Raw genomic sequence first — 26663 nt, 5'->3', positions numbered from 1 at the left:
TCAGAGATGGTGCATCTTTAATACGTGTGTAGTTCATTAAAGATCAAATATCTGAATATAAAAAGCCCCGCAAAAAGTTTTGCAGGGCTTTAAGTCTGAATTAAAGATCAGAAAACTTATTCAGCTTCGATGCTGATAAATTTACGATTGTTTGGACCTTTAACTTCAAATTTCACTTTACCATCCGCTAATGCGAACAGAGTGTGGTCACGGCCACAACCTACGTTGGTGCCTGCGTGGAACTTAGTACCACGTTGACGAACGATGATGCTACCTGCTAATACAGCTTCACCACCAAAACGTTTAACACCTAAACGTTTTGCTTCTGAGTCACGACCGTTACGAGTCGAACCACCAGCCTTTTTATGTGCCATTAATCTGCTCTCCTAAATCTTAAGCGATGACAGTGATCTTAACATCAGTGAACCACTGACGATGACCCTGTTGTTTACGGCTATGTTTACGACGACGGAATTTGACGATTTTAACTTTCTCGCCACGACCGTGTGCAACCACTTCCGCTTTCACTTTAACGCCTTCAACGACAGGAGCGCCGATTTGGATCTCATCGCCATTAGCAACCATTAAAACTTGATCAAATTCAACAGTTTCACCTGTTGCGATGTCCAGCTTTTCTAGGCGGACAGTTTGACCTTCGCTAACTCGGTGTTGTTTACCACCACTTTGGAAAACCGCGTACATATTAACTCCGCTTTCCGCGTACTCGCTAAATATTTCAATTCCAGAGCACGCTATAAAATATTCACAATAGGGCGCGAATTCTACGCAAAAAAGCATCAGAACACAAGCCAATAATGCGGTTAGATGACAAAAAATACGACTTTTTTCTCAACAACCTCTTTTTAGTACTGATTTAGTGCCAATAACTCAAATTGTTACTTATTTAAACATTTTTTGCATCACACCTGATAATCTTATTATTAATAATGTTATGCTAATGGTATAAGTGTTCTATTCGGTCTCCCATTTTACTATTCAGGGAATGAACCAAAAACTAATAATATGAATAAATTACGATGAATTTAGAATCTATTATTGAACTAACAACTGAGGATATGTCAGCGGTAAACGAAGCCATCCTCAGTCAATTGAATTCAGATGTTGCGCTAATTAACCAGCTTGGTTATTACATTGTCAGTGGTGGAGGCAAAAGGATCCGCCCAATGATCGCGATACTGGCTGGAAGATCCTTAGGCTACTCTGGGCATAAACATACCCAAGTTGCAGCCTTGATCGAATTCATCCATACCGCAACATTATTGCATGATGATGTTGTTGATGAATCGGACATGCGTCGTGGAAAACAAACCGCAAATGCGGTGTTTGGTAACGCTGCAAGTGTGCTAGTGGGTGACTTTATTTACACACGATCCTTCCAGATGATGACGGATCTTGATTCGATGCGCGTCCTCAAGCTCATGTCTGAAGCCACTAATGTGATCGCAGAAGGCGAAGTCTTACAGCTGATGAACTGTAATGATCCGAATATTACTGAAGAAAACTACATGCAAGTCATCTACAGTAAAACGGCACGTTTATTCGAAGCTGCGGCTCACGCATCCGCTATTTTAGCGAATGCAACGTCTGAGCAAGAAAAAGCATTACAGGATTATGGCCGTTACATTGGCACAGCCTTCCAATTAATTGACGATTTATTGGATTATGACGCTGATAACGCTCAGTTAGGTAAAAATACGGGCGATGACCTCGACGAAGGTAAGCCAACGCTTCCTCTTCTTCACGCCATGCAAAATGGAAATGAAGAAGAGTCTGCATTGATTCGCCAAGCTATTGAACAGGGCAATGGACGTCACTTGTTAGAGACTGTTTTAGCAACGATGAAACGGTGCGGTTCACTTGAGTACACCTATGCACGTGCACAGCAAGAAGCACAAAAAGCGATTGATGCATTAAATGCCATTGATGATTCTATTTATAAAGAAGCTTTAATTGGGCTTGCTCATATCGCTATCCAACGTCATTCCTAAAACTCGCTATAAACTGCTTAAGAAAAGGGGAAAGTTATTTTTCCCCTTTTTCGTCTTCCGCTATCTGTGCCAGAAGTGAAGATAGTCCGTAACGCAAAATGTATTTAACGATTTTATTGCGCTCGGTCTCTGTCAGTTGATAGTAAGCTTCAGACCAGATTTGTAATGCATCTGTTCGTTGGCTTTGATAAGGCACTGATGGCTCGTATAAGTTTAATTGGCCTTGAATTTCACTCGGTAGGCTTTCAATATAATACTCAACAGCTTTACCTTGAACGCCTCGCTTTCGTCGATTTTTCCAGCCTTCTCGTCTCGCCATGAGGTTAACTCCCTGTGGCGAGGTGGGGAGACCTTCTAGCCCTGCGAGCTCTTTCGCAGTGAACCACAATTTTTTCATATCTTCACTTTCACGCTTATATTATGAAATCTGCTGTTGCAGCTTTACCAAACTGTCATCTGTTAAAAAAAGATTTAGACTAAATATAATATTATTTTTATATAATTAATTATTTACAAATTAAGTATTTGTAAATGGCTTTTTATTAATTAAATCAATTAGTGCTAACGCCCCTTCGCGTATAATGAAGGCTAAAATCACCTCACGCTCATCATGGGAAAGTTGGTTGTAAGCTTCTTGCCAAATAAACGAATTGTCATTTCGTTTTACCTGATAAATTGGCGAAACTTCACTCACAAACTGGCCTTCAAAAATATCGATAGGTAGAGAACTAATGTGGTATTCCAGCGCCTTGCCTTGAACACCTTTTCTTTTGCGACAAGTCCAATTTTCACGCCTAGCCATGGCATTAATACCTTGAGTTGTCATAGGAAGCCCATGCAACCCAACTAACTCTTTTGCTGTTAGCCATTCCTTGTACATACTGACCCTCCTAGTCCTGATGACAATGTATTTATAGTTGCTGAAAACTATCTATATTTTCTTAAAAACCGTTAACCTATTCATTTTATTAATAACAGGAAATAATAATATACAAATGACATATGTTATTTGTGTTCTAATTTCTTTTAATAACAGATAATTAAATAATTTACTCGCTAATAATTTAAGTAATTTTATTGCGTAAATTAGTTATATTACCAATACAAGTAACGAGCAACAGTAAATACGTCCATCCCAATACTAACTCGAAAGAGTTAGTTTTATTTTCAAAGTTTTATCTTAATTCACAGTTATTAATTCTAGCTTTCTATTTGATTTCACAAAAACCACGATAGTTTCATAAAATAGGATTTTAAGAAAAAATAAGAAATTATTTTGGGAAATTTCTGTTATTTTATTTCCTATAACAGGACGATTGTATTGAATGTATCACAATATCCCGTTACTCGTACCATTAACTCTACATGATTCTGAATGAAAAAAGGACTAAAAAATGATTTTACGGAAGTCAGACTGGCACCCAGCAGATATCATCGCAGCATTACGTAAGCGCGGGACGACTCTTGCGGCTATTTCACGTGAAGCAGGGCTGAGTTCTTCAACGCTTGCGAATGCCCTTTCACGTCCATGGCCTAAAGGAGAATGGATTATTGCCAATTTTTTAGGGATCCACCCATCTGAAATCTGGCCTAGCCGCTATTATGACCCGATTACTGGTGATTTATTAGAAAGGAAGGTAAGAGAAAAAACGACAGAGGAAGATTAAAACCAAATGAAAATAACTATAAAGCCGTGAATAAAAATGTATTTATTCACGGCTTTATCTTTTTATCATTATTCAATAAAGAGAATATTATTGCATACGCGCAAAACCGTCAGCCAAGTCTTGTTTTAAATCATCCAGATTTTCTAAACCAATTTGAAGTCGCAATGTAGGACCTCCCGGATCCCAATGGGTGACTGTGCGATATTCCGCGCAATTAAATGGAATAATTAAGCTTTCAAAACCGCCCCATGAATAACCCATACCAAAAATGGATAACCCATCAAGCATTTTTGCAATATCCGCTTGAGTATATTTCGGGTCTAACACGATAGAAAATAACCCTGATGACCCAGTGAAATCCCGTTTCCAAATTTCATGCCCCGGGCAATCAGGAAATGCAGGATGTAAAATTCGAATAACTTCAGGGCGCTCTTGTAGCCAGTGGGCTATGTCCAATGCTCTTTCTTGGGCTTCTTTTAAGCGAATCGGTAGCGTTCTCATGCCGCGTAAAGCCAGAAAACAGTCTTCCGCTCCCGGCAACATCGCCATGTAATCATACGTTTCACGTAGTTTTGGCCACCACGCTTGATTTGCAGAAACAATCCCCATCAGCAAGTCAGAATGTCCGCCTAAATATTTAGTTCCGGCTTCTAATGAAATATCACACCCCAGTTCATGGGCTTTAAAAAACAAAGGCGTCGCCCATGTGTTATCGATGATAGTGGCAATATTATGCCGCTTCGCAACGTTAACAATCGCTGGAACATCTTGAATTTCAAAACTTTGGGAACCCGGAGATTCTAAAAAAATGGTGCTGGTATTTGGCCGTACGAGTGTTTCAATCTCTGCACCTATCATCGGGTCATAATAAGTGGTCTCTATCCCCATTTTATCCAGTAACCCATGGCAAAATTTGCGGGTTGGCCGATAAACGCTATCAGGCATCAGTAAGTGGTCGCCCGTTTTCAGTGTCGTCAACAAGGCTAAGACAATTGCCCCTAACCCTGACGGTGATAACACTGTACCTTCAGCGCCAGCAAGAACAGACCACGCTTGCTCAAGCTGTTTAATCGTTGGTGTACCCGCAGTACCGTAGTTAAATTCTGCTCTATCGTTGATTAAGGCATCAACCGTTGGGAACACCACCGTCGAACCACGATAAACGGGAGCGTTTACGAACCCAGCTTGTTTCGCTGGGTCTCTTCCAAGCTGGGTCACTTGTGTATCAACATGAAACTCAGAAACTGCTTTTTTCTTCATGAGATCCTCTCATCAACATCATTATTTATTCGAAAAACTTAAAGAATGGCGATAGGCATAACAGCACACCAAAGAAGATGATGAACCACACTGTTGGGCCTTTAAATTTGTGTAGTGCAGGCACTTTGTAAACAAGATAGCAAGGGATCAGGCAAGAAACGATACCAAACAATGGGCCACCTAACTGCATAAAGAACAGGATGGAGAATCGTGTTGAAACCCAGAACCACAGCGCGATGATCACCCCTAAACATACACCATAGTGTAATACCGTTTGGTTAATACGCTCTTCAGGCATGAATCGAGTGAGGATATTCACCACGATGCCTTTTATCGCTTCTTGGAAGCCCAAGTAAATCCCTAAGAATGCCGTTAAGATAGCAAAAATATTCAGCAATGCCGTCATCACTTTCACCACGGCACCGGGTATAACCTGTGCGGCAATCGCTAATGCAGAGATATTTTGCTCAAAAGCAGAGACTGCTTGTTCATGGCTAATTGAGAAAGTAAAAGAAAACGCAAAGAACAAGACAGCAACCGCTAAAATAATATATGCCACTCGGTTAGCCCGTATTGCTCGATAAGTGGCAATACGTTTATCGCTTTCAACCTTACGATAGGCAATGTTCATTGGACTTAAGATTTGTACAAATAATATAGAAAATAACGTAAATGGCAGCGTTAAGAAAACATCTCGCATAAATGGAAGAAAATCAGGAAATGCGGTGATATTGGCAAAGTTCCAATATGGCACCATTACAACACCAAGCAGCACAATGATACCAAATTTCACGATAACCATTGGGCCAGACACTTTAAACAGCAGTCTTTCCCCTTGAGCCGCTATCGCCACTAGTACCGTAATAATAATCAAACCATACCAAACCGAATCAGATAATAGCCCCTCGGTTAACCCAAAGGTTTTAATATACGAGGCGCTGTCGAAGGTCACAGCTAATGAATAAGAAAACATGCCGTGCAATAGCATTAAGAAATACGCTATCCCTAATGCTATCCCCCAGTTTTTACCTAAGTATTGTGTAATAACACTCGCATAGTCATTACATTCTTCAGACTCTGATAAGGTTCTGAGATATAAATTTTGTAGCCAATATATGGCGGGATAAGAAAGCATCGTGGCGGCAATAAACACCCAAATACCTTTAATACCGATTTGCACAGGCATAAATACAATTCCTGAGCCAATCGCCATTCCAATACATAAAACTACCCAACCCACATCATATTTTGTAAAAGGGATTTTTTTGGTATCAATCGGATTACCTGCACTTGCCTGAATACTATTAGACATAGTCTATTCCTCAACGTTATAGATTTAATTATTAAAAAAGTTAGGAACAACATTATTTGTCGGCGTTAATTCTATTATCGCCATTTTTTAATACTGGTGTGACGCGAGCAAACTGCGATAAATTCACAATTATAGTATGCTGGAATAAACGGGTTTGATAGGGCAGGACAATGCTAATAAATAAAAACACTTTTGCGTTCAAAGCAAAAATTGACAGCTACGCGATTTTTCGACATTTGGAGTTATTCATCAAAATCGTCGAATGTAATAGCTTTAGCCTAGCTGCAAAAAAGCTGAATGTAACGCCATCATCCGTCAGTCGAGGGCTACAGCAGCTAGAGGATCAACTGGGCGTCGTCTTGCTAAAGCGTACAACCCGAAATTTTATTTTAACCGATGCAGGGCGCTATTTATTGCAACGATCGCAAAATTTATTGGCTGATCTTGATGACTCACTGATTAATACTGCTAGCTTTTATCAACACGCTCAAGGGCAATTAAAGATCACTTGTTCCATTGCATTTGGTGTCTGCCATTTAATGCAAATATATAGCGAATACCGCGAAACAAATCCCAAAGTCAGTTTATCCGTTGATCTTAATGATGAGCTGATTAATTTAAATGAGGTGGATTTTGATATTGCGTTGCGTATTACCAGCCACCCACCTGAGAATTTCGCATTACGGAAAATTTGCAATATTAATTGGGTATATTGCGGTAGCCGAACCTATTTCGAGCGTTATGGCATTCCGCAATCCCCTGCCGATATCGCATCACATAATTGCTTAATTAACCCAAATATTCCTGACACATGGCGAATGACAGATAAAGACGGTAGCGCCTATCCTTTGGAAATAAATAATATGATTGAGGTGAACAGCAGCTTAGGCTTATTAGAAGCCGCGCGTTGCCATCAAGGTATCGTTTGTTTACCCACGTATATGTTAGGCAATTATATTGAAAATGGGGAACTGATCCCTGTTTTGCTGGATTACGACCCGAAATCAACCCCGTTTGCGCTGTACGCTTTATACCACCCTGCGCATACGCATTCACCGAAAATCAGAACGTTTATTGATTTTTTAGTGGAAAAAATACCATCAGACCCACATTGGGATCATTGGATGCGCCAGCACGCCTCATAGTCATGCTTCGTAATAATCGTGCAGAAACTAAAAAGGTTGAGTTTAATAAAAAACTCAACCTTTTCGATTAGGAAAAATTAATTGGCATTAGCCATTAATGAATTTTTCACCTAATTCGATATCCGCTTTTAGGACATCTAACATATCTTTCAGCGCTTTTTCTTCAAATGCACTTAATTTGCCGATTGGCAGGTGTTTTTCGATACCGTTTTTACCTAAAACAACCGGTTGTGCGAAGAAACGTGCATGTTGGCCTTCGCCTTCAGTGTAAACACACTCAACCACGTTGCTTTCACCTTGCAGGCCACGAATTAAAGATAAACCTAAACGTGCTGCTGCTTGGCCCATAGACAGAGTCGCTGATCCGCCACCTGCTTTTGCTTCAACAACTTCAGTACCTGCGTTTTGGATACGTTTTGTCAGCGCTGCGATTTCGTCATCAGAGAAGCTTACGCCTTCAATTTGTGATAACAGAGGCAGAATTGTCACACCAGAGTGACCACCGATAACTGGCACTTCGACATCGTTGACGTTTTTGCCTTTTAATTCAGCAACAAAAGTATTAGAACGAATGATATCTAATGTGGTCACACCGAATAAACGGTTTTTGTCGTATACACCGGCTTTTTTCAGAACTTCAGCAGCGATTGCAACGGTGGTGTTCACTGGGTTAGTGATGATACCGATTAATGCTTTCGGGCAAGTTTCTGCAATTTGTTGAACCAGGTTACGAACGATGCCTGCGTTGATGTTAAACAGGTCTGAACGGTCCATGCCTGGTTTACGCGCAACACCCGCAGAGATAAGAACAATATCTGCACCTTTAAGAGCAGGTTTCGCATCTTCACCCGCAAAACCCGTCACTTTAACATCCGTTGGGATGTGACTTAAGTCAGCAGCAACACCTGGAGTAACCGGTGCGATGTCGTAGAGGGAGAGTTCTGAACCGGCTGGAAGCTGGTTTTTGAGAAGAAGGGCGAGAGCCTGACCGATACCACCTGCTGCACCTAGGACTGCAACTTTCATTCTGAAACTCCTTAATTTGTACTTTAAAAAGATATCACTTTATTTGTTTATACACTCAACACATTACGTATAAAAAACAATTTCTTAACAGATAGAGAGAGAGTTTAACGCTAGAGAATTTGTCGACTAATTGCCATCATTCTAAACAAATTCCTTATCTGTTAATGAGATAACGGGCACTTTTTTAACAAATAGTTTTTCTCACTATTGCTTTTCGCACAATAAGTGGTTTTTCCTGTTCATTATTCAAGCAAAAACCATTTTGTTAACAATAAAGTTACAACTTTTATAAGCTAAATTCATTGATCTATTATGCTAATGTTTAATACTAACTATTTAAGATAAATTAACCATTCACGCTGAAAACGGAATAACATAAAACCTTAAAGGTTCCGTTATCATTGATTATTAAATCATCATAACGCAATTTTGTTGCATAAAAATGCACTTTTACGGATAATACAACTTAGTTTAATGCCGATGAATGGGTTAATTATGCGCACTCCGTCTAAACAAGAAGACTTAGTTAAGGCTTTTAAAGCCCTACTCAAAGAAGAAAAATTTAGCTCTCAGGCTGAAATTGTCACGGCTTTGCAGGAAGAAGGCTACGAAAACATTAATCAATCTAAAATTTCCAGAATGCTCACCAAGTTTGGTGCCGTTCGCACTCGTAATGCGAAAATGGAAATGGTGTATTGCCTGCCAGCTGAGCCCGGTGTGCCGACAGCCACCAGCCCATTGAAAAACCTCGTTTTGGATATCGATTACAACCCATCGGTTGTGGTGATTCGAACCAGCCCAGGTGCAGCCCAATTAATTGCTCGCTTACTGGATTCATTAGGTAAAGCAGAAGGCATTTTAGGCAGTATTGCTGGGGATGATACAATATTCTCTACACCTGCGAATAACTTCACGACAAAAGAGCTATACGAAGCAATTTTAGCGTTGTTCGAACAAGAGCTCTAAGTTACATCAATCGCTTGATGTAACACTAAGGGGGAAAAGCATCGACTTTCCCTCTTTTTATTTAAGCCAAAGATTAGGGGCTCTACCGTGCTATTCGACATTTTTCGCAATATTGTGCATTACGGCTTTCATTTTTTGATGCCCATTTTGTTTGCATATCTGTTTTGGCGAAAAAACTGGAAGTTAGCTGCGTTGATTATGATTGCGACGATGGCGATCGATTTAGACCACTTACTAGCAACCCCTATTTTCGACCCTGAGCGTTGTGGTATTGGCTTCCACCCTCTTCATTCCCTCTGGGCTGCGATTGCCTATGTTGTATTGCTGTTTATGCCATCGTGGAAACTCAAAGCAGTGGCGGTCGGGTGCTTGTTCCATCTTTTTACCGATTCCCTCGATTGCTATATGGGCAGCTTAAAAAAAGAAATGAATAGCCCAGTGACATTAAGCTGGGTGATAGACCAATGCCCATTCAACACATCAGACATAAAAAAACCCCAGCTATCTTAATGAACACTGGGGTCTATCTAACCTATTATCTGTAGGCTAACTTACTCATCCACTTCAGTTTCTGCTTTGGCTTTTAAGCCTGCCAGCAATTTCCCATGGATGCCTTCAAAACCACCGTTGCTCATCACGAGGATATGGTCACCGGGCTGCGCAGTCTCAATCACCATATTGGTTAGGGCCTCAATATCCGCACTCCAGCGAGCAGGTTGCACGCATTTCTCAGCGATGTCAGTCACCATCCACGGAATATTCGCCGGTTGGAATAAAAAGACTTCATCAGCACGGCCTAAAGCTGGGGCGATATCATTTTTATTCACGCCCAGTTTCATGGTATTGGAACGAGGCTCTAACACGGCAATAATGCGAGAAGTCCCGCCCACTTTACTGCGTAACGCTTCGAGTGTTGCCAAAATGGCGGTTGGGTGGTGAGCAAAATCATCATACACACTCACACCATTTTCCACACCACGCAATTCAAGGCGTCGGCGTGCATTGATAAATTTATCCAATGCGATGCAAGCTTCTTTCGCAGGCACACCAACATGGTGAGCCGCAGCAATCGCCATCAAACCATTTTGGATATTGTGGTTGCCCACTTGCTGCCAAGAAACTTCACCCACTTTTTCTTGCTGATAATACACTTCAAAGTGGCTGCCATCGTGATTTAGCTTCACTGCTTGCCATTCGCCATGCTCACCGCCCACCAGCTCTTGCTCACTCCAACAACCCATGCCAATCACTTGTTTTAAATGATTGTCATTGTCTGGGGTGAAGATTTTGCCACTGGCAGGCACGATACGAACAAGGTGATGAAATTGTTTTTGGATTGCTTCAAGATTTTCGAAAATATCCGCATGGTCGAATTCAAGGTTGTTTAAGACCAACGTTTTCGGGCTGTAATGCACAAATTTCGAGCGTTTATCAAAGAAGGCACAATCATATTCATCGGCTTCAATGACAAAGAATGGGCTTTCGCCTAGCTTGGCGGACACATCAAAATTACCCGGTACACCACCAATCAAGAAGCCTGGTTTGTAGCCGCAATCTTCTAAAATCCACGCGAGCATTCCTGCGGTTGTGGTTTTACCGTGCGTTCCTGCCACAGCCAGTACCCAACGCTCAGGCAATACGTGGTCATGTAACCACTGAGGACCTGAAGTGTAAGGTAAACCTCGTTCTAATACGGCTTCAACACAGGGGTTACCGCGTGTCATGGCATTGCCAATCACTACCATATCTGGAATCGGTTCGAGCTGAGCCGGATCATAACCTTGAATAAGCTCAATACCTTGATTTTCAAGCAATGTGCTCATCGGTGGATAAACATTCGCATCCGAGCCCGTCACTTTATGGCCTAAAGATCGCGCCAATATCGCCAAGCTTCCCATAAAGGTACCGCATATACCTAAAATATGTATGTGCATTCTTTTTCATCCAATTAGCATGAGGTTTGTCACTATTCTACCCATCAATAGCAGGTTTATAAATGCATTAACCTATTAATCTTTTTTTTATTTAGTTAAACTCTCCCCCGCGCGGGGTATAATCGTCCCGCAAAACCTTTGTCAATTTTATTCAGGACCTTCGTCATGAAAACATTAGGCGAATTCATCGTCGAAAAGCAACAAGATTTTCCTCATGCAACAGGTGAGCTGACGTCATTACTGTCAGCGATTAAACTGGGCGCTAAAATTATCCATCGTGATATTAACAAAGCTGGACTCGTCGATATTCTTGGCACTAATGGTGTGTCGAATATTCAAGGTGAAGTCCAGATGAAGCTTGACCTGTATGCAAACGAAAAACTGAAAGCGGCCCTAAAAGCACGCGGAGAAGTCGCCGGTATCGCCTCTGAAGAAGAAGACGAAATTGTCATTTTCGAAGGAGACCGTGCAGAAAACGCAAAATATGTCGTATTAATGGACCCACTTGATGGTTCTTCGAATATTGATGTAAACGTTTCCGTCGGGACAATTTTCTCAATTTACCACCGTATTACGCCAATTGGCCAACCTGTGACTGAAGCAGACTTCCTGCAACCAGGTAACCGCCAAGTTGCTGCGGGTTACGTTGTTTACGGCTCATCAACCATGTTGGTTTATACCACAGGTGTTGGCGTACATGCGTTTACTTATGACCCATCTTTAGGCGTGTTCTGCTTATCCCATGAGAAAGTCATGTTCCCATCGGAAGGTAAAATGTATTCCATTAACGAAGGTAACTACATCAAGTTCCCTATGGGCGTTAAAAAGTACATTAAATACTGCCAAGAAGAAGATAAAGCAACAAACCGTCCTTATACCACACGCTATATTGGCTCTTTAGTGGCAGACTTCCACCGTAACTTGCTCAAAGGGGGTATCTACATCTACCCAAGCACGGCAAGTCACCCGAATGGAAAACTGCGTCTACTGTATGAGTGCAACCCAATTGCATTCTTAGCTGAACAAGCTGGCGGTAAAGCAAGCGATGGTGCGAACCGTATTTTAGACCTCATCCCAAGTGAATTACACCAGCGTGCCCCGTTCTTCGTCGGAACTGAGTCCATGGTGGAGAAAGCTGAATCATTCATGCGTGAATTCCCAGACGCTGAATAATCCAATTCACTGATGCTCAGGCGGGGTTTCCCGCCTTTTTTGTCCCTTTTTTTCGCCAACTAGTGAGTTTTGCCCCTTTTTACGGCTATAATGTCCCCCACGCTATCTACCCGAAAAAGTGAGTGACTTGAAAGTCAATAACTAACACTATTTAATCAATACGTTAATAGTCAGCGGGTAAATTCATTATTCACACAAAGGATGCATTTAAATGGGCCTGAACAATGTACCGGCAGGTAAAGATCTGCCAGAAGATATCTACGTTATCATCGAAATTCCAGCTAACGCAGATCCTATCAAATACGAAGTTGATAAAGAATCTGGCGCGCTGTTTGTAGACCGTTTCATGTCAACAGCGATGTTCTATCCGTGCAACTACGGTTATATCAACAACACACTGTCTTTAGATGGTGACCCAGTTGACGTGTTAGTCCCAACGCCATACCCATTACAACCGGGTTCAGTCATTCGTTGCCGCCCAGTTGGCGTCCTGAAAATGACCGACGAATCAGGTGAAGATGCAAAATTAGTGGCGGTTCCACACACTAAACTGAGCAAAGAATACGATCACATTAAAGATGTGAACGATATCCCTGAGTTACTGAAAGCTCAAATCACTCACTTCTTTGAACATTACAAAGACTTAGAAAAAGGTAAGTGGGTTAAAGTTGACGGTTGGGATAACGTAGAAGCTGCGAAAGCGGAAATCGTTGCCTCTTTCGAACGCGCTGCAAAAAAATAATTTCCTCTCAGGGAATATGATTGAAGGCTCTGGCTAACCCCAGAGCTTTTTTTATGCCTTTAAATGTAAAAACGCCGGCTATATTGCCGGCGTACTGCACATTGTCCACTCAACAAAATAGTGTGTGGTTATTTTTCTTCATCACGTTTGAGCCAGTCGCCGCTTTTAATTTGGCGCAGGCCATCAACCGAATGCTTATATAGATAAATCCAAGCATTGCCATATGGCGTTGGGATTAACTCTCTTACATAATCCTGAGAGTTTTTCTTAAGCTCATCTAGCTCGGTTAAAATCGATGGATTGATGCGATACACTTCGCACTCAATTGCGCCATCGCCTTTCACCACAGCGGGATAAAATCCAAGATCATACAGTTCATAGCCTTCTAGCTTATGCTCACCTAACAATTGAGCATAAGTCATCCAGTGATGATTTCCTTGCTTTTGTCTTAAGCTGCCATAAACAATTACACGCATAATCTAAAACTCAAATTGGTAAAGGAGATCCAAGGCCTGATTTACACCAGACACAGCTTCTAAATACAATTTTGGCATTAATCGATAACGTAGGGTTAACGTTGCCAAGGAGTCAAAGATACCAACACCATACTTCACTTGTAAATCATTAGTTATCTTACCGCTTACCACAACTTGGGAACCGTCTCCCACACCTTGCGTATCGAGCGCCAGATCAGAAACCCCAAATGTTTCACCGATTTTACCCACCAGTTGACCACTTTGAGCCACGCCTAGGCCGATAATCATCGACGTCATTTGTGAGCCATTTGCGTCACCACTTTCTAAGCCTTCCCCTCTTAACAGATAAGAAAGTGCTTCTTGTTGCGTCTTGGCTGGCTCAGAGAATATCTCGACTTTCGGTTTGTCTGCAAGCCCTGTGACCTTAACACCTGCGATGACATCATCCGCCGTGTTCTCTGGGTTACGAATCGCTTCTAAATTTAAGAACGGTTGGTCCGCCGGACCTGAGAACTGAATTTGCCCTTTACGGACAATCAAGTCCTGACCATAAGCACGGAAACGCCCTGCTGGAATGTCAATTTGACCATTCAAGCTCAGCCCTTGCTTATTCTGTAATACCTTCAGTAACCCTGTTAAGCGCGCTTTTAGGCCAAACGCATCTAACTGCACATCATTACCAATTTTAATATCCAAATTGGTTTGAATCGGAATCGAAGGCGCTTTTTCCTCAATCGGCTTCAAGTTACTGTCTAACATCACCACATCGGATGATGCGCTCACTGCTGACTCAGGTAACTCCTGAACCGTAATTCTCGCCCAAGGGATAGTCACTGAACCACTTAGCGTCAAGAGCGATGGTGACGCATCAAACACGATATCGGGCTGCACATCAATTTTAATCATCGGTGGCATAGACACACGCAGGTTGTTCCCTCGTGCCATCACTTGCGCCCGCCATGCATTGATATTGCGCCAATCCGCATCACCATCAATGTTCAGGTAGCCTTCTGGTGTGTTGATCTGCCCCTTCATCACCGAGCTAGTACCATTGAAATTAACACCTAAATGACCACTTTTAATATCGAATGGGATCATCGCAGACTTAATTTCTAAACTGGAAAGCGATAAATTCCCATTTAGCAGCGGGTTATTGGCAGAACCCCCTAAGCGTAAATTGGCATTTAAACGCCCGTTAGCCACCTCTTTTTGGCCCAGTAACGGTTTGATTAAATCCAAGGTAATGGAATTGATTTCAACATTACCTGATAACAAACGGCGTTTTTCGATATCGGAAACTTGTAGGTTTCCGCGCATCTGCCCGTTATTGGCGAGGCCAAATAACCAATTAAGGTCGGCTTTGCCGTTTTTCAAGGCGGCGCTGAGTGTTAACGTATCAAATGCGACAGGTAAACGCGTTCCTTCAACAAACTGGGTCGCTTTGACATCATTACCACGTAAATCGACCTGCACTTGAGGCATGCTACCATCGGCTTTCCAGCTCGCATTCGCTTTACCACTAAATACACCGCTAACACGGGTATCTTTTGGCATAAACGGTTTTATCATCGCTAAGTCAAAGCGCTCTAACACAATATCTGCGCTGCCGCTTTTCCCTGCCTTAATTGGTTTTGGCACACATAAACGCGCGTTTGGATTCACCCAACAATGGCTGCCAATGATCACTTCTTGCGTTTGATTGGCATAATTGAGTGACATGGCTTGATTTAAGCGCCATTCGCCCACTACCGTATCAAATAACGTATTTGATAACGTCCCTTTCCACACCTCAGTTTGGCGATCAAACCCGCCCGCTAACGCCAATTGGCCAGAAACAGGTTCGCCTTTCATGTTTAATTTCAGGGTATGCTGTTTTTCGCTACCTTTGGCATCTAACGTCAGGTTGCTAACGACTAAATCCCCTTGCCTTAACTGACGTAAAACAACGGATAAATCCCCTTTAATTTGCTCACCGGTCGCAACATTACCTTTGATAGCGACATTTTCGATAGCTAGGTCATTTTGCCATTTCACGCCTCGGGCAGTGAGGTCAACTAAGGCTTCTGGCGTCTGCAAATTACCGCGTAATTTCACATCCCCAGCAATCACCCCACCAAGCCCTGGCAATAAGCCATTGAGCGCAGGTGCACTAATTTTGGCATCAAGGTTCCATTTCTCAGCGAGAGAGCCCTTAACATCCACATTATTCTTGCCTAACGCTAAATTAAAATGCGGGATATCCCATTGGCCAGCGGCGTTACCTTTCGCCTGTCCACGCGCTTTGAGTAAGTTATTTTTAACATTACCATCGAGCATAATTTCAGGGATATCTAACTGCCAACTGCCACCGTATAAGCTACCGCGGGTGGCAATCTTACCGTCCACTTTTGCTGGCCATTCTGGGTACTGTTTTGCAGTATTGATCCCTGACAGTGTCAGAACCGCATTCCAGCTAATCGCCTTGCTCCAATCAGCCACACCAGTGATATCCGCATTTCCTTGCAACGCTGCAAGGCGTAAACGCGTTAAATTAATTTGCTCTTCATTACCTTTTGCATCCAGCATCAAGGTCGATGGCGGTAAGTCTTGCCCCGTGATAGCTGAACGCAACGATAAATCATAGGCCGATGGACGACCATTTAAGCGCAAGCGCGTGCCATCTAATTGATACTGCGCATCGCCGACTAGTGGCCATGCTAGTTTATCGCTTTCAAGAGTGAGTAAAATCGGTAAATCGGCTTGGGATAAGTCCGTTTCAGCATCAAGCGTGGCATTAATTGGCCCTTGTAAATTGAGCGCTAACTTCAATTCATCAATCAGACCGCCTTTGAGGGATAAATCGACTTTCTGCCCATCTAAATCCTCTAAACGACTTTCCCCAATCACCGACAATGAAACGGGCCATTTATCTTGCAGTGTTGCGGTCCCAGATAACGATACATTACCTTGCGGTGCATCCACTTTAAGCTGTTTAACCAACACTTGTTGCCCTTGATTGGACAAACTAAGGTGCAATTGGTTGATTTTAACGTCAGTACTGCCCGTTAATTGGAAATTCGAGGCATTGATCCCTTCCACATTTAAATCAACAGGGAGAATGACTTCTGGCAACTCGGCTAATAATGGTTTTGAAAATAAAGCCTTAAGCTCATCACCAAGAGATTTTTGCTCATTAATTGGTGTCGGGTCTGGCTGCTTTTCTTCAACAGGCTGTGCTTGTGGGTCTTCAGGCAAGTTTATTGCTAAATCAATAATATCCGTCGGCGTAAGGGTAATCGCTTTCCCTTCCCACGTCGCCCCAGTGGTAAATTTCGCTAAATCGATAGCCATACCATCTACAGTGACATGTGTTTCCACCAATGACAGCTGGCTTAAACGAATCGTTAAAGGCGCTTTTAGCTCTGTCAGCGGCTCAGAAGGCGGGGTCTCTTCCGATGGTGGAAACTGTGAGGTATCAACGTTAACCGTGACATTTTCCGTGCCTAATGCATTAATACACAGTTCACGGCTGGTTAAACACCTTAATTTCAGTGCCAGATGCAGTTTCCCTGCATTCACATCTACACCCGACATTTGGTATTTCACACCCGTTAAGGTGAGATCTCGAATATCACCATCAATTCCATCAATGGTTAATTCAGGGACAAACCGTGTTACTGAATTTAAGGCAAAGTGAAAACCTGATTTCGTGCCAATTACCCAGCTAAGCGCACCAATCACCAGAACCAGAATCAATAAAATGGCAAGGCTGACCCATTTTAACCACTTCAACCACCTCATAACTCTGTCCCCAAACCGATATAAAACTGAATTTTGTCATTATTGGAATCACCAATCGGTGTTGCTAGGTCAAATTTAATTGGCCCAACAGGGGAAACCCAGCGCACGCCAACACCAGCCCCCGTTTTGAAGTCACTGGTTTTAATGTCATTGACGGCTTCACCGCTATCTACGAAGGTCGCCCCCCACCAGTTTCCGGTGAAATTATATTGGTATTCAACTGAGCCAACAGCCAGTTTTGAGGCACCGGTAAGCTTACCACGGCTATCCTCTGGCGAGATTTTTTGATAACCATAACCACGCACGCTACCATCGCCCCCTGCGAAGAAACGCAAGTCAGGTGGGACTTTGTCAAAAGCGTTGGTTTCAATCCAGCCGACGTTACCACGCACAATGAAACGATGACCTTCCCACGGCGTTCTGATCCACACATTTTTGGCTTGTAAAACCGCAAAGTCGATATCAGAACCCCAAATTTTATTTGAGTAGTCAATGGAGTAGCGCTGGCTGTCTCCCCACGTTGGCATCACACCACCACGTTGGCGGATACGGCTGACATAAGCCCCCGGATATAACAGCATCGTGGTATTCGTGACGTTCGCTTGGGTAAAGTTACTCAACATCCAACGCATATTGACGCCATATTGCCAACCCGATGAGTATTCCCAGTTACGAGACACATTCAGCGTTGTTGTATTTGCTTGGGTATCATTCAAGTCAGTACGCTTAAACCCGCCTTGTACCGCATAATATTGCTCTAGCGGATTCGCTTTTAAGGGAATCTTATAACTTGCATCAATCACTTGCTCTGGTTGAGACAGGCTGATGCTAGACGTTAAGCTTTGGCCTCGCGAATTCACCCACGGTTTGTTCCATGTCGCTTTCACGCGAGGGCCCACATCCGTTGCGTAACCACCACCAAGCTCGATAAAGTTCCTCGCCCGTGGCACCATCACCCCTTCCATTGGTAGTACGTCTGTACCGTCACCACGTGCTTTAGCAATATTTGGCGTCACAATCGCGGAAGAGAACCAACCAGTTTCCGCTAAACGGCGGTTAAACTCGGCAAGCTGTTCTGACGTGTAATACTCCCCTTCTTTAAAAGGAGCGAGGTTATTGAGGTAATCTGAGCGAATTTGTGAACCTTGATAAGAAATGGAGCCGAACCGATAACGTTCGCCACTATTAAAATCAAAATCCCAATAGGCAGCGTGGTGCTCAAGCGAAATCCCTAGCTGGCTTTTCTCCATCACCGCGTCAAAATAGCCTTTACGGATCGCTAAGCTACCAAAGCGGCCTTTAAAATCTTCATAGTGACCATCGTTTTGCACGATATCGAGCCTTGGCGTAAATTTCCACACCATCTCTTTAAAATCTGGATCTGTTTTTGCCCCACCTTGAAGTTCAACCTTCACGCCTTTTAGTAAGATAGGCTCACCCGGGTTCACCTTTGCCGTTAATATCGAACGCGCAGGGGGTGTTTTTTCTTCATAGCTAAATTCAACAGTCGGTTCGTAATAACCCAGCGGCTTTAAACCTTCTTGAATTGCTTTCTCGACACGCGCTCTAAAACGGCCATTGGGCACCACTTCGTCTTGAGATATATTAGAAAGCTGTACTCGAACGTTTTGATTAAGTTGTCCTTCAAGTCCTTCTATATTAAGACGAAGATTAGCTGCATGCACAACCGGCACAGCCGCAGTTAAGCAGAGAAAACAGATTAGAGGGTATTTCGACACGCCTGCTCCTAAGGTGGTAAAAAGATTGACTAAAGGCTTCATATCAATTTATTTTGAGTAAAATTAGCGCGAGACACAAGTTTTTATCCTAATTTTTAGCTTATTTGTGTGGTCAAGACCAATAGGAATCATTATGCCTTTTAATAAATTTCACTCTGCAAATATTTCACAGCCTCTGCCTGGCAGAACCAGCGCACTTTCTTATTCACCATATCACGCTGTTAGCCATCATTCGATTGAGATTATTCCTAAGAATATGGAAATTGCTTATTTTGCAATGGGTTGTTTTTGGGGAGTAGAACGATTATTTTGGCAGCAACCGGGGGTTTATACTACTTCTGCGGGTTATTGCGGTGGTGTAACACCTAACCCAACCTATGAAGAAGTTTGTTCAGGCCGAACAGGCCACGCAGAAGCTGTACGCGTTGTCTTTGACCCACAAGTTATCAGTTACGCTCAACTATTAACGCTATTTTGGGAAAACCACGACCCCGCCCAAGGCATGCGCCAAGGGGGCGATATCGGTAGTCAGTACCGTTCAGGCATTTATACACTAACAGAAGAACAAGACCAGCAAGCGATGATAACGTTGCAGGCCTACCAAGAAGCCATGAAGGCACAAAACGATATTCGCCCAATCACTACAGAAATCACGCCATTGGAAACCTTTTATTTTGCTGAGGATTACCACCAGCAGTATCTGTATAAAAATCCAAATGGCTACTGCGGCTTAGGCGGTATCGGTGTTTGCATGCCACCGTCTTTAACTATTTAGCACATAACTGATTTATCTTTTATTTATTCTTTAATTAATATTTCAGAAATAAATATATTCAAAATTATTTGTGCTGTAGGTAGGCGGCAAAGAAAACTATCCCAATGAGCATACACAAGTATGTGATTTGGGAAGTTTTATGAAGCCAACACCCCTACAGCGCGAAGAATGAAGAATATTGACCCGAGTAGCTGAGAGAAGCCCCCCCCTACAGCGCGAAGAATGAAGAATATTGACGAATATCTCGCCACCCATCTATACTAACGACACATATCAACAATTTGCGCATGTCGCGCACCGTATATTTGCTTACTCAATATATTTTAATATTCGAGACTATGCCTTTAAAGATTTTTGAATTTAATAAATTCACCCTTTGAAAGGCTGGATAACTTATGCTCAACAGTTTACTGATCGTCCTTTTATTATGTGCTATTAGTGCATTTTTCTCTTTGTCAGAAATTTCACTGGCAGCTTCCCGCCGCATAAAACTCAAGCTAATGGCCGATGAAGGCAATATTAACGCGGCTCGTGTTCTGAAATTACAAGAAATGCCCGGTATGTTTTTTACCGTGGTACAAATTGGTTTAAATGCCGTTGCCATCCTTGCGGGTATTGTCGGCGAGTCAGCCTTTTCCCCGGCTTTATATGATGTTTTCATTCAGTTTTTATCCCCTGAATGGGCGCAAAAAATCGCGTTTGTTCTCTCATTTACCATTGTAATAAGCTTATTTATTTTAGTGGCTGACTTAACGCCAAAACGCGTTGGTATGGTGAAGCCTGAGGCTATTGCTATCCGTATCGTTAATCCAATGCGCTTTTGTTTAGTGGTATTAAGCCCTCTTGTTTGGTTCTTTAATGGCCTTGCCAACCTATTTTTTAAACTATTCAAATTACCTGTCTCTCGTAATGAAGATATTACTTCTGATGATATTTTTGCGGTGGTAGAAGCGGGAGCCGTTGCGGGTGTTTTACGTAAACAAGAACATGAATTAATTGAAAATGTATTCGAATTAGAGTCACGTACTGTACCTTCTGCAATGACACCGCGTGAAAGCATTATTTATTTTGATAAAACCGAATCAGAAGACAGTATTAAACATAAAATTTCCACTCAGCCACACTCCAAATTCCTCGTATGTGAAGGGGATATTGACCATGTTATTGGTTATGTTGATTCCAAAGAATTACTGAATCGCGTGCTGAATGGGCAAAGTTTAAGCTTAACTGACGGCGTGCATATCCGTAGCACTCTGATGGTACCAGATACACTTTCGCTATCGGATACGTTGGAAGCGTTTAAAAACAACGGTGTCGATTTTGCCGTCATCCTCAACGAATACGCCTTAGTAATGGGGGTCATCACCATCAATGACGTTATGATTACTCTAATGGGTGATTTAGTCGGTTCAGGACAGGAAGAGCAAATTGTCGTACGCGATGAAAACTCGTGGCTCGTTGACGGTGGAACACCTATCGAAGATGTACAACGTATTTTAGATATCGATGATTTCCCAGACTTTAGCAACTATGAAACTATCGCTGGCTTTATGATGTACCGCTTGAGAAGAATGCCAAAACGTACAGATTACGTGAAATACGCTGGCTATAAGTTTGAAGTGGTGGATATCGACAACTATAAAATTGACCAGTTGCTTGTTACACGGATTACTGCTGCACCTTCACCAGTTGTTGTACAGCCAGGTAAAAATGCCATTGAAACGGCTGACGCAAAACAGCAAACAAAAGATACTGAACATTAGTGCTTGCTAGCGAAGCCGTTTCTTTCAATGCGCCACCCTGTGTGGCGCGTTATTAATCAAAACTCAATGTTGATTAACCTACCCTAATTCAGCCTGTAGCAATAAAACTTGTTTGTTAACTTCGCTCATCACACTGTAATGGCGTTTATCACTGACTTTTGGTGGTAAAATCTTCCCATAATTAAACTCAAATGCCCCAAAATCCTTTATATAGAGCCGACCACTGAAAAGTGTTTTAACATAAAGAGCAATTTTAGATGGGTTATAACGGTTAAAAATTTTCATTCGAACTTATCCTCCCCTTTGTTCTTACGTACGGCACCTCATATTGCATACCGTACAATAATCATAGACCAGAAATTTCGACTTTGGTTCTAAAATTGCAGTTTTATTCAATTTGCTGACATAACATGACACTGTCAACTAACTGTTAAATTACTGCTAAACAGTGTATTTATTCTAAACTTTAAAAAAATGTTAAATTTCCTATTGAAACTCATCCGATGAGCTATGCTATAAATACACGGAGAAACAAATAATCTTCGGGCTCATATATTCACAGTACAATTCAAGGGGCTTTTATGTTTAGAAACGTCTTCATCTCCATTTGCTTACTCAGCTTATCCGCGATGGCAACTGCTGCTAATATTCAAATTAATCAATCTGTTCCTGCGGTTTCCGTCTCTGATAAAGGCGAGTTAATCCTCAATAAAGACAATAAACTCGATTACCAACCATGGAAAAGCCAGCAATTAGTCGGAAAAGTACGCACTATCCAACATATTGCGGGGCGTTCATCTGCAAAAGAGCTCAATGCCCCACTGATCGAAGCCATTAAAAGCGCTAGATTCCCGCATGATACCTATCAAACCACCACAATTATTAATACGGATGATGCGATTTTTGGGACAGGGGTTTTTGTTAAAAACAGCGTTGAGGACAGCAAAAAAGAGTTTCCTTACTCACAGTTTATTGTCGATAGTGATGGCGTAGTAAAAGCAGCGTGGGGGTTAAAACCTGAAAGCTCTGCGATTATCGTACTGGATAACCAAGGAAAAGTACTATTTTTCAAAGATGGCGAGCTAAATTCACAAGAGATTGAAAAAGTCATTGGCTTACTCATTTCCACTTTAAAATAGTTGCGCCATCAATCCCTTCATTTAATTAGCCACAAATGAGGGGATTAACTTATCGCAGTATTTTTCAAAAATAGTGAGTTATTCTAAAATTCCCTTATTGTAAATATGCATAATTATCTCTATTTTGCTAATAAACAATCACGGTTGTTAAGGGTATTTAGTGTGACCAAATAATATTGACGCAAAAGCCGCCTGTATCGCCATGGGTAAAAACCACTTGCAGGTTATGTAGTTCAGCAATGCGTTTAACAATAGACAGTCCCAATCCACTGCCTGTTTTCTCTTGCCCCGGAGGGCGATAAAAACGCTCCCCTAAACGCTGTAATACATCTGGCGTTACACCCTCACCATTATCTTGGATTTCAAGGTGTTCCGTATACAATGTAATTTTTACTTCACCCTTTTCTTTACCATAACGAATGGCATTGTGAAGTAAATTGCGCAATAACACGCTAAGGAGCAGTGCTTGTCCTTGAAAAGGCTTTGGTGTTGAAACAACGGTTTGAATAATGGTCGTTTGTTGGCTTATTGCCTCTGGCTCAATCTCTTTCACTGCCGCATCAATCAAGCCTTCCCACGTCAATTCACTGGTATCCTCCAACTGTGCTGAAGACTCTAATCGTGATAATGTCAGTAATTGGTCAACAAGTCGGGTTGCCCTATCGATACCTTCCGTTAAATTTGCGACTGCATGGCAGCGAATTTCACGGTCATCTCCTGCAATTTGAACAACTTCCGCCTGCACTTTTAATGCCGCAAGGGGGCTACGTAACTCATGGGCAGCATCAGACGTAAATTGCCTTTCACGCACAAACATTTGGTTAATGCGACCAAATAGCCCATTAACAGAGTCGATAATAGGCCTCGCTTCACTGGGGATCCGTGTCACTCGTATTGGTGTTAACTCATTGGGCTTTCGACGATACAGCTGGTTTGCAACATCTTTAAGGGGGCGTAATGCACGAGTTAATAACCATAAAAATATCAATAGCATCACGGGTAAAGCCACCAGCCATGGCATAAATTGCGCGACCATAATATCTGTCGCCATTTCTTGGCGATATTCCCACTCCTGCCCGACTGCAATCACATACTGCCCATCCTGAGACTTTAGCCAGACAAACCGCCAAGGGTCATCGCTCCCCTTCATCATGCCATCTGCAAAGCCTTCTCGCGTAAACTCAAAACCAATATCACGGCCATTATCACCATCATTGAGCACCATTTCCCCTTCTGGGGTAAATACGGCAAACGCGAGTGCATCATCGTCCTGATGGCCACGGTTCTTACGTAATAATTTTTTTGTTTTGGTGAGTGAGGGTTTCGTTAACTCAAGATCTGAAGGCAATACCGACAATCGCTTAGCAAAAGCCATCTGCTGCGTATCAAATAACTCATTGATAGTCTTATAAGTTTGGTACCATGCTAATGAGCTGGCAATTCCCCACGTCAGCAACGCAAGCAATAATAATGTTAAGGTGAGCTTTAGCCGCAAACTAAACGTTTTCATTGTTCATTATCACCGAGTCGATAACCCACACCGTGGATTGTCCGAATAAATTTATTCCCCAATTTGCGCCTTAAATGGTGAATATGCACCTCGACAGAATTGCTTGAGACTTCTTCATCCCAGTTATAAAGCTTTTCTTCAATCAGCGCGCGGGATAATACTTTGTTTGGGTTGTGCAAAAATAGGGAAAGCAACGCTAATTCTTTACCTTTGAGTTGAACAGGCTCGCCGTGTACCGTCACTGTCATCGCGACAGGATCCATTTCAACCTCGCCATGACTGAGTTTGGGAGTGAGCTGCCCACTTCTACGGCGGATCAACGCTTGCAAACGAGCCATCACTTCCATCAATGCGAAAGGCTTACATAAGTAGTCATCTGCACCTTGTTGTAAACCTTGAACTCGTTGATCGAGGGCATCCCGCGCTGTCAGAATTAACACAGGCTCATCCCGCCCTTCTGTGCGCCAGTGCTTTAAAATATCCATACCATCAATATTTGGCAGGGATAAATCCAGAACGACTGCATCATAGGGTGCATCAAATAATGCACGTTGCCCCTGTTTTCCATCCATAAACCAGTCGACAGTAAACCCAAGCTGCGTTAAACCGACTTTTAATCCGTCACCAATCAGTCTGTCATCTTCAATTAATAAAATACGCATAATTCCCCCATATCGGAATATTATTATATTTATCTTATACTCGAGAAGATGACTAGCTATTATTAAGCAAATTAAAAATATAATGCATTATGCGAGTTTCTTAAGATCCTGTTAAGATTTACCTGTTTTAATACCCTCCATACGAACCCGTTCATGTTTTATTTGGAGATAACAACGATGAAAAAATTACCTTTAATTGCTTTAGTTGCCGCCCTTGCTTCCGCGCCAGTTTTTGCTGCTAATGGCGGTTTTGATGGCCCAGGTGCTGTTGCCAATACAACAACACAAAATACCCAAGCTGGCGGTTTTATTGGTCCAAATAGTGGTGAAATGACCGTCGCAAAAGCACTTGATATGTCAGATGATAGCTGGGTTATCTTGCGTGGTAATATTGTTAAACAGCTTGATCATAAGCATTATGAATTTACTGACGGTACAGGTACCATTAACCTTGAGATCAGCGAAAAACGCTGGAATGGTATTAATGTCACACCAAAAGATAAAATCGAAATTCGCGGTAAAATCGATAAAGATTGGAATTCAAGAGAAGTTGAAGTTAAACAAATTCAGTTAATCAAATAATTAAGCCCAGCGGTTATATCGCCAGCTTTCAGCCCTTAGTAGAAAGCTGGCTTTCCTCAAAATCTTATTTCTTGCTGTTTTTAACGGTGCTAAATTAGCCTTAAATATACTTGTTCGCTAAGGCCATGCAATGACTGTTAAACAACCGAAACTGCGTAATATCCAAGAAAAACTTCTCTCAGATAATTGGTATATTTTAAAAAAATATACCTACGAACTACGAAGGCGCGATGGAAGTTGGCAACAACAAGAGCGCGAAGTGTATGACAGGGGAAACGGCGCCGTTATTTTGCTGTACAACAAAGCTAAAAACAGCATTATTCTCATCCGTCAATTTCGCATGCCAATGTATGTGAGTGGTTACCCTCACTTTTTAATTGAAGCAGCAGCAGGCCTACTTGAAAATGCTTCACCAGAGGCACGAATTATTGCCGAAGCCGAAGAAGAAACAGGCTTCAAGGTGGATAAACTGGAAAAAGTGTTTGAAGCCTTTATGAGCCCTGGCTCTGTCACAGAAAAACTGCATTTTTATATCGCTGAATATAACGATAATAACCGCAGCAATGCAGGGGGCGGGCTTGCAGAAGAAGGTGAAGATATTGAAGTGTTAGAGTGGGCATTCCCTAAAGCACTTGAAGCTATCAAAACAGGGGAAATTGCCGATGGTAAGACAATTATGTTAATACAGCACCTTGCCTTACATTCAATTCTGAAAAGCTAATGGCCTTTATCAGCTCACCACAATTTAAATACATTGCTGTGAGCTTCATCTTATCTTTCTTTATTTTTATGCCGTGATTGCTTATATATTTCACTCATTAAAAGAGGTGTTTAATTTAAGCCAATCAACAAACGACAATCGAAACTCGATTGAAATAAATCTTATAATTCAATTAAATACAAATGCACCGTCTTTATTATAAATAAAGGTACTTTCACTTTGACCTGCCCCTTAAAAAACCTTAGATTAAAAACATTATATTCTCGCCATTTTAATATTGTC

Annotated in this window: 26 protein-coding genes; 12 read left to right on the top strand and 14 right to left on the bottom strand. The window is 42.1% G+C overall.

The window, feature by feature from the left end; all coding sequences use genetic code 11:
- Positions 1-116: 116 nt before the first annotated feature.
- Together rpmA and rplU are read right to left on the bottom strand one after the other, a co-directional pair.
- Positions 117-374 carry a 50S ribosomal protein L27 gene (gene rpmA / locus AC4IFO_RS15610; protein WP_004246250.1) on the bottom strand — a complete coding sequence of 86 codons (258 nt, stop codon included), beginning with the start codon at positions 372-374 and terminating at the stop codon, positions 117-119.
- Positions 375-393: 19 nt separating this feature from the next.
- Positions 394-702, bottom strand: coding sequence for a 50S ribosomal protein L21 (rplU, locus tag AC4IFO_RS15605; RefSeq protein WP_004905925.1), 309 nt, complete (start codon positions 700-702; stop codon positions 394-396).
- Positions 703-1037: 335 nt separating this feature from the next.
- On the opposite strand from rplU, the gene ispB reads away from it, so the two are divergent.
- Entirely contained in the window at positions 1038-2009 is a 972-nt protein-coding gene (gene ispB, locus AC4IFO_RS15600) for an octaprenyl diphosphate synthase (RefSeq protein ID WP_490735716.1), read from the top strand.
- A gap of 34 nt (positions 2010-2043) precedes the next feature.
- Here ispB and AC4IFO_RS15595 read toward each other — a convergent pair whose 3' ends face one another.
- Together AC4IFO_RS15595 and AC4IFO_RS15590 are read right to left on the bottom strand one after the other, a co-directional pair.
- Positions 2044-2406, bottom strand: coding sequence for a DNA-binding protein (locus AC4IFO_RS15595; protein WP_490735714.1), 363 nt, complete (start codon positions 2404-2406; stop codon positions 2044-2046).
- A gap of 120 nt (positions 2407-2526) precedes the next feature.
- The gene (locus tag AC4IFO_RS15590; RefSeq protein WP_490735712.1) at positions 2527-2889 is read right to left on the bottom strand and encodes a DNA-binding protein; all 363 of its coding nucleotides are present in this window, start codon (positions 2887-2889) and stop codon (positions 2527-2529) included.
- A gap of 514 nt (positions 2890-3403) precedes the next feature.
- Here AC4IFO_RS15590 and AC4IFO_RS15585 point away from each other — a divergent pair.
- The gene (locus tag AC4IFO_RS15585; protein WP_490735710.1) at positions 3404-3676 is read left to right on the top strand and encodes a helix-turn-helix domain-containing protein; all 273 of its coding nucleotides are present in this window, start codon (positions 3404-3406) and stop codon (positions 3674-3676) included.
- An 87-nt stretch (positions 3677-3763) separates the two neighbouring features.
- Here AC4IFO_RS15585 and metC read toward each other — a convergent pair whose 3' ends face one another.
- Both metC and AC4IFO_RS15575 read right to left on the bottom strand, forming a co-directional pair.
- Positions 3764-4936 carry a cystathionine beta-lyase gene (gene metC, locus AC4IFO_RS15580; RefSeq protein WP_490735708.1) on the bottom strand — a complete coding sequence of 391 codons (1173 nt, stop codon included), beginning with the start codon at positions 4934-4936 and terminating at the stop codon, positions 3764-3766.
- 25 nt (positions 4937-4961) lie between these two features.
- The gene (locus tag AC4IFO_RS15575; protein WP_490735706.1) at positions 4962-6248 is read right to left on the bottom strand and encodes an amino acid permease; all 1287 of its coding nucleotides are present in this window, start codon (positions 6246-6248) and stop codon (positions 4962-4964) included.
- A 170-nt stretch (positions 6249-6418) separates the two neighbouring features.
- Here AC4IFO_RS15575 and AC4IFO_RS15570 point away from each other — a divergent pair, with 170 nt between their 5' ends.
- Positions 6419-7393 (top strand): LysR family transcriptional regulator, encoded by a 975-nt coding sequence (locus AC4IFO_RS15570; RefSeq protein ID WP_225820571.1) that lies wholly within the window; start codon positions 6419-6421, stop codon positions 7391-7393.
- Positions 7394-7480: 87 nt separating this feature from the next.
- On the opposite strand, the gene mdh is transcribed toward AC4IFO_RS15570, so the two are convergent.
- Positions 7481-8419 (bottom strand): malate dehydrogenase, encoded by a 939-nt coding sequence (mdh, locus tag AC4IFO_RS15565; RefSeq protein ID WP_273827108.1) that lies wholly within the window; start codon positions 8417-8419, stop codon positions 7481-7483.
- A gap of 495 nt (positions 8420-8914) precedes the next feature.
- Between mdh and argR the strand changes: the two genes are divergently transcribed.
- Both argR and AC4IFO_RS15555 read left to right on the top strand, forming a co-directional pair.
- Positions 8915-9385: a transcriptional regulator ArgR gene (gene argR, locus AC4IFO_RS15560; RefSeq protein ID WP_369309029.1), complete on the top strand. Its 471-nt coding sequence runs from the start codon at positions 8915-8917 to the stop codon at positions 9383-9385.
- A gap of 87 nt (positions 9386-9472) precedes the next feature.
- Positions 9473-9895, top strand: a complete 423-nt coding sequence (locus AC4IFO_RS15555) for a DUF6122 family protein (protein WP_490735703.1) — start codon at positions 9473-9475, stop codon at positions 9893-9895.
- A gap of 41 nt (positions 9896-9936) precedes the next feature.
- Here AC4IFO_RS15555 and mpl read toward each other — a convergent pair whose 3' ends face one another.
- Positions 9937-11319, bottom strand: coding sequence for a UDP-N-acetylmuramate:L-alanyl-gamma-D-glutamyl-meso-diaminopimelate ligase (gene mpl / locus AC4IFO_RS15550; RefSeq protein WP_490735701.1), 1383 nt, complete (start codon positions 11317-11319; stop codon positions 9937-9939).
- Positions 11320-11484: 165 nt separating this feature from the next.
- Between mpl and fbp the strand changes: the two genes are divergently transcribed.
- Both fbp and ppa read left to right on the top strand, forming a co-directional pair.
- On the top strand, positions 11485-12492 hold the full coding sequence (gene fbp, locus AC4IFO_RS15545) for a class 1 fructose-bisphosphatase (RefSeq protein ID WP_490735699.1): 1008 nt from the start codon (positions 11485-11487) through the stop codon (positions 12490-12492).
- Positions 12493-12703: 211 nt separating this feature from the next.
- Entirely contained in the window at positions 12704-13234 is a 531-nt protein-coding gene (gene ppa / locus AC4IFO_RS15540; protein ID WP_353244079.1) for an inorganic diphosphatase, read from the top strand.
- Between the two features lie 128 nt (positions 13235-13362).
- On the opposite strand, the gene AC4IFO_RS15535 is transcribed toward ppa, so the two are convergent.
- Genes AC4IFO_RS15535 through tamA form a run of 3 tightly spaced genes read right to left on the bottom strand, consistent with a single transcriptional unit; the run spans position 13363 to position 19229 of the window.
- On the bottom strand, positions 13363-13710 hold the full coding sequence (locus tag AC4IFO_RS15535) for a gamma-glutamylcyclotransferase family protein (RefSeq protein ID WP_206083200.1): 348 nt from the start codon (positions 13708-13710) through the stop codon (positions 13363-13365).
- A 3-nt stretch (positions 13711-13713) separates the two neighbouring features.
- Positions 13714-17490 carry an autotransporter assembly complex protein TamB gene (gene tamB / locus AC4IFO_RS15530; RefSeq protein ID WP_490735696.1) on the bottom strand — a complete coding sequence of 1259 codons (3777 nt, stop codon included), beginning with the start codon at positions 17488-17490 and terminating at the stop codon, positions 13714-13716.
- Positions 17487-19229: an autotransporter assembly complex protein TamA gene (tamA, locus tag AC4IFO_RS15525; protein ID WP_490735694.1), complete on the bottom strand. Its 1743-nt coding sequence runs from the start codon at positions 19227-19229 to the stop codon at positions 17487-17489. Before tamA ends, tamB begins: the two co-directional genes overlap by 4 nt.
- 133 nt (positions 19230-19362) lie before the next feature.
- Between tamA and msrA the strand changes: the two genes are divergently transcribed.
- Positions 19363-20004 (top strand): peptide-methionine (S)-S-oxide reductase MsrA, encoded by a 642-nt coding sequence (gene msrA, locus AC4IFO_RS15520; RefSeq protein WP_490735692.1) that lies wholly within the window; start codon positions 19363-19365, stop codon positions 20002-20004.
- Between the two features lie 395 nt (positions 20005-20399).
- Positions 20400-21767, top strand: a complete 1368-nt coding sequence (gene paeA, locus AC4IFO_RS15515; RefSeq protein WP_490735690.1) for a polyamine export protein PaeA — start codon at positions 20400-20402, stop codon at positions 21765-21767.
- Between the two features lie 78 nt (positions 21768-21845).
- Here the strand turns inward: paeA and AC4IFO_RS15510 are convergent, their stop codons facing one another.
- Positions 21846-22052 (bottom strand): DUF1107 domain-containing protein, encoded by a 207-nt coding sequence (locus AC4IFO_RS15510; protein WP_219244903.1) that lies wholly within the window; start codon positions 22050-22052, stop codon positions 21846-21848.
- Positions 22053-22348: 296 nt separating this feature from the next.
- On the opposite strand from AC4IFO_RS15510, the gene AC4IFO_RS15505 reads away from it, so the two are divergent.
- Positions 22349-22906 carry a YtfJ family protein gene (locus AC4IFO_RS15505; protein ID WP_490735687.1) on the top strand — a complete coding sequence of 186 codons (558 nt, stop codon included), beginning with the start codon at positions 22349-22351 and terminating at the stop codon, positions 22904-22906.
- A gap of 157 nt (positions 22907-23063) precedes the next feature.
- Here the strand turns inward: AC4IFO_RS15505 and qseC are convergent, their stop codons facing one another.
- Positions 23064-24416 carry a quorum sensing histidine kinase QseC gene (gene qseC, locus AC4IFO_RS15500; RefSeq protein WP_490735685.1) on the bottom strand — a complete coding sequence of 451 codons (1353 nt, stop codon included), beginning with the start codon at positions 24414-24416 and terminating at the stop codon, positions 23064-23066.
- Positions 24413-25078: a quorum sensing response regulator transcription factor QseB gene (qseB, locus tag AC4IFO_RS15495; protein WP_490735683.1), complete on the bottom strand. Its 666-nt coding sequence runs from the start codon at positions 25076-25078 to the stop codon at positions 24413-24415. Before qseB ends, qseC begins: the two co-directional genes overlap by 4 nt.
- A gap of 177 nt (positions 25079-25255) precedes the next feature.
- Between qseB and AC4IFO_RS15490 the strand changes: the two genes are divergently transcribed.
- Both AC4IFO_RS15490 and AC4IFO_RS15485 read left to right on the top strand, forming a co-directional pair.
- A complete protein-coding gene (locus tag AC4IFO_RS15490) occupies positions 25256-25660 on the top strand; it encodes a YgiW/YdeI family stress tolerance OB fold protein (RefSeq protein WP_225820583.1) in 405 nt (134 codons plus the stop codon).
- Between the two features lie 130 nt (positions 25661-25790).
- Complete coding sequence (locus AC4IFO_RS15485) at positions 25791-26381, top strand: GDP-mannose pyrophosphatase (protein ID WP_490735681.1); 591 nt, start codon at positions 25791-25793, stop codon at positions 26379-26381.
- The last annotated feature ends 282 nt before the right edge of the window (positions 26382-26663 follow it).

The organism is Providencia sp. UF-224 (assembly GCF_058245955.1).
This window is presented reverse-complemented; position numbering and strand designations above follow the sequence as displayed.

Bases quoted from the DNA above. Each gene is read 5' to 3' on its own strand.
- metC (WP_490735708.1), bottom strand. From the start codon at position 4,936: ATGAAGAAAAAAGCAGTTTCTGAGTTTCATGTTGATACACAAGTGACC.
- fbp (WP_490735699.1), top strand. From the start codon at position 11,485: ATGAAAACATTAGGCGAATTCATCGTCGAAAAGCAACAAGATTTTCCT.
- AC4IFO_RS15590 (WP_490735712.1), bottom strand. From the start codon at position 2,889: ATGTACAAGGAATGGCTAACAGCAAAAGAGTTAGTTGGGTTGCATGGG.
- ppa (WP_353244079.1), top strand. From the start codon at position 12,704: ATGGGCCTGAACAATGTACCGGCAGGTAAAGATCTGCCAGAAGATATC.
- rpmA (WP_004246250.1), bottom strand. From the start codon at position 374: ATGGCACATAAAAAGGCTGGTGGTTCGACTCGTAACGGTCGTGACTCA.
- mdh (WP_273827108.1), bottom strand. From the start codon at position 8,419: ATGAAAGTTGCAGTCCTAGGTGCAGCAGGTGGTATCGGTCAGGCTCTC.
- argR (WP_369309029.1), top strand. From the start codon at position 8,915: ATGCGCACTCCGTCTAAACAAGAAGACTTAGTTAAGGCTTTTAAAGCC.
- AC4IFO_RS15510 (WP_219244903.1), bottom strand. From the start codon at position 22,052: ATGAAAATTTTTAACCGTTATAACCCATCTAAAATTGCTCTTTATGTT.
- ispB (WP_490735716.1), top strand. From the start codon at position 1,038: ATGAATTTAGAATCTATTATTGAACTAACAACTGAGGATATGTCAGCG.
- qseC (WP_490735685.1), bottom strand. From the start codon at position 24,416: ATGAAAACGTTTAGTTTGCGGCTAAAGCTCACCTTAACATTATTATTG.
- AC4IFO_RS15570 (WP_225820571.1), top strand. From the start codon at position 6,419: ATGCTAATAAATAAAAACACTTTTGCGTTCAAAGCAAAAATTGACAGC.
- AC4IFO_RS15505 (WP_490735687.1), top strand. From the start codon at position 22,349: ATGTTTAGAAACGTCTTCATCTCCATTTGCTTACTCAGCTTATCCGCG.
- AC4IFO_RS15485 (WP_490735681.1), top strand. From the start codon at position 25,791: ATGACTGTTAAACAACCGAAACTGCGTAATATCCAAGAAAAACTTCTC.
- qseB (WP_490735683.1), bottom strand. From the start codon at position 25,078: ATGCGTATTTTATTAATTGAAGATGACAGACTGATTGGTGACGGATTA.
- tamB (WP_490735696.1), bottom strand. From the start codon at position 17,490: ATGAGGTGGTTGAAGTGGTTAAAATGGGTCAGCCTTGCCATTTTATTG.
- AC4IFO_RS15585 (WP_490735710.1), top strand. From the start codon at position 3,404: ATGATTTTACGGAAGTCAGACTGGCACCCAGCAGATATCATCGCAGCA.
- AC4IFO_RS15595 (WP_490735714.1), bottom strand. From the start codon at position 2,406: ATGAAAAAATTGTGGTTCACTGCGAAAGAGCTCGCAGGGCTAGAAGGT.
- mpl (WP_490735701.1), bottom strand. From the start codon at position 11,319: ATGCACATACATATTTTAGGTATATGCGGTACCTTTATGGGAAGCTTG.
- msrA (WP_490735692.1), top strand. From the start codon at position 19,363: ATGCCTTTTAATAAATTTCACTCTGCAAATATTTCACAGCCTCTGCCT.
- AC4IFO_RS15575 (WP_490735706.1), bottom strand. From the start codon at position 6,248: ATGTCTAATAGTATTCAGGCAAGTGCAGGTAATCCGATTGATACCAAA.
- paeA (WP_490735690.1), top strand. From the start codon at position 20,400: ATGCTCAACAGTTTACTGATCGTCCTTTTATTATGTGCTATTAGTGCA.
- rplU (WP_004905925.1), bottom strand. From the start codon at position 702: ATGTACGCGGTTTTCCAAAGTGGTGGTAAACAACACCGAGTTAGCGAA.
- AC4IFO_RS15490 (WP_225820583.1), top strand. From the start codon at position 25,256: ATGAAAAAATTACCTTTAATTGCTTTAGTTGCCGCCCTTGCTTCCGCG.
- AC4IFO_RS15535 (WP_206083200.1), bottom strand. From the start codon at position 13,710: ATGCGTGTAATTGTTTATGGCAGCTTAAGACAAAAGCAAGGAAATCAT.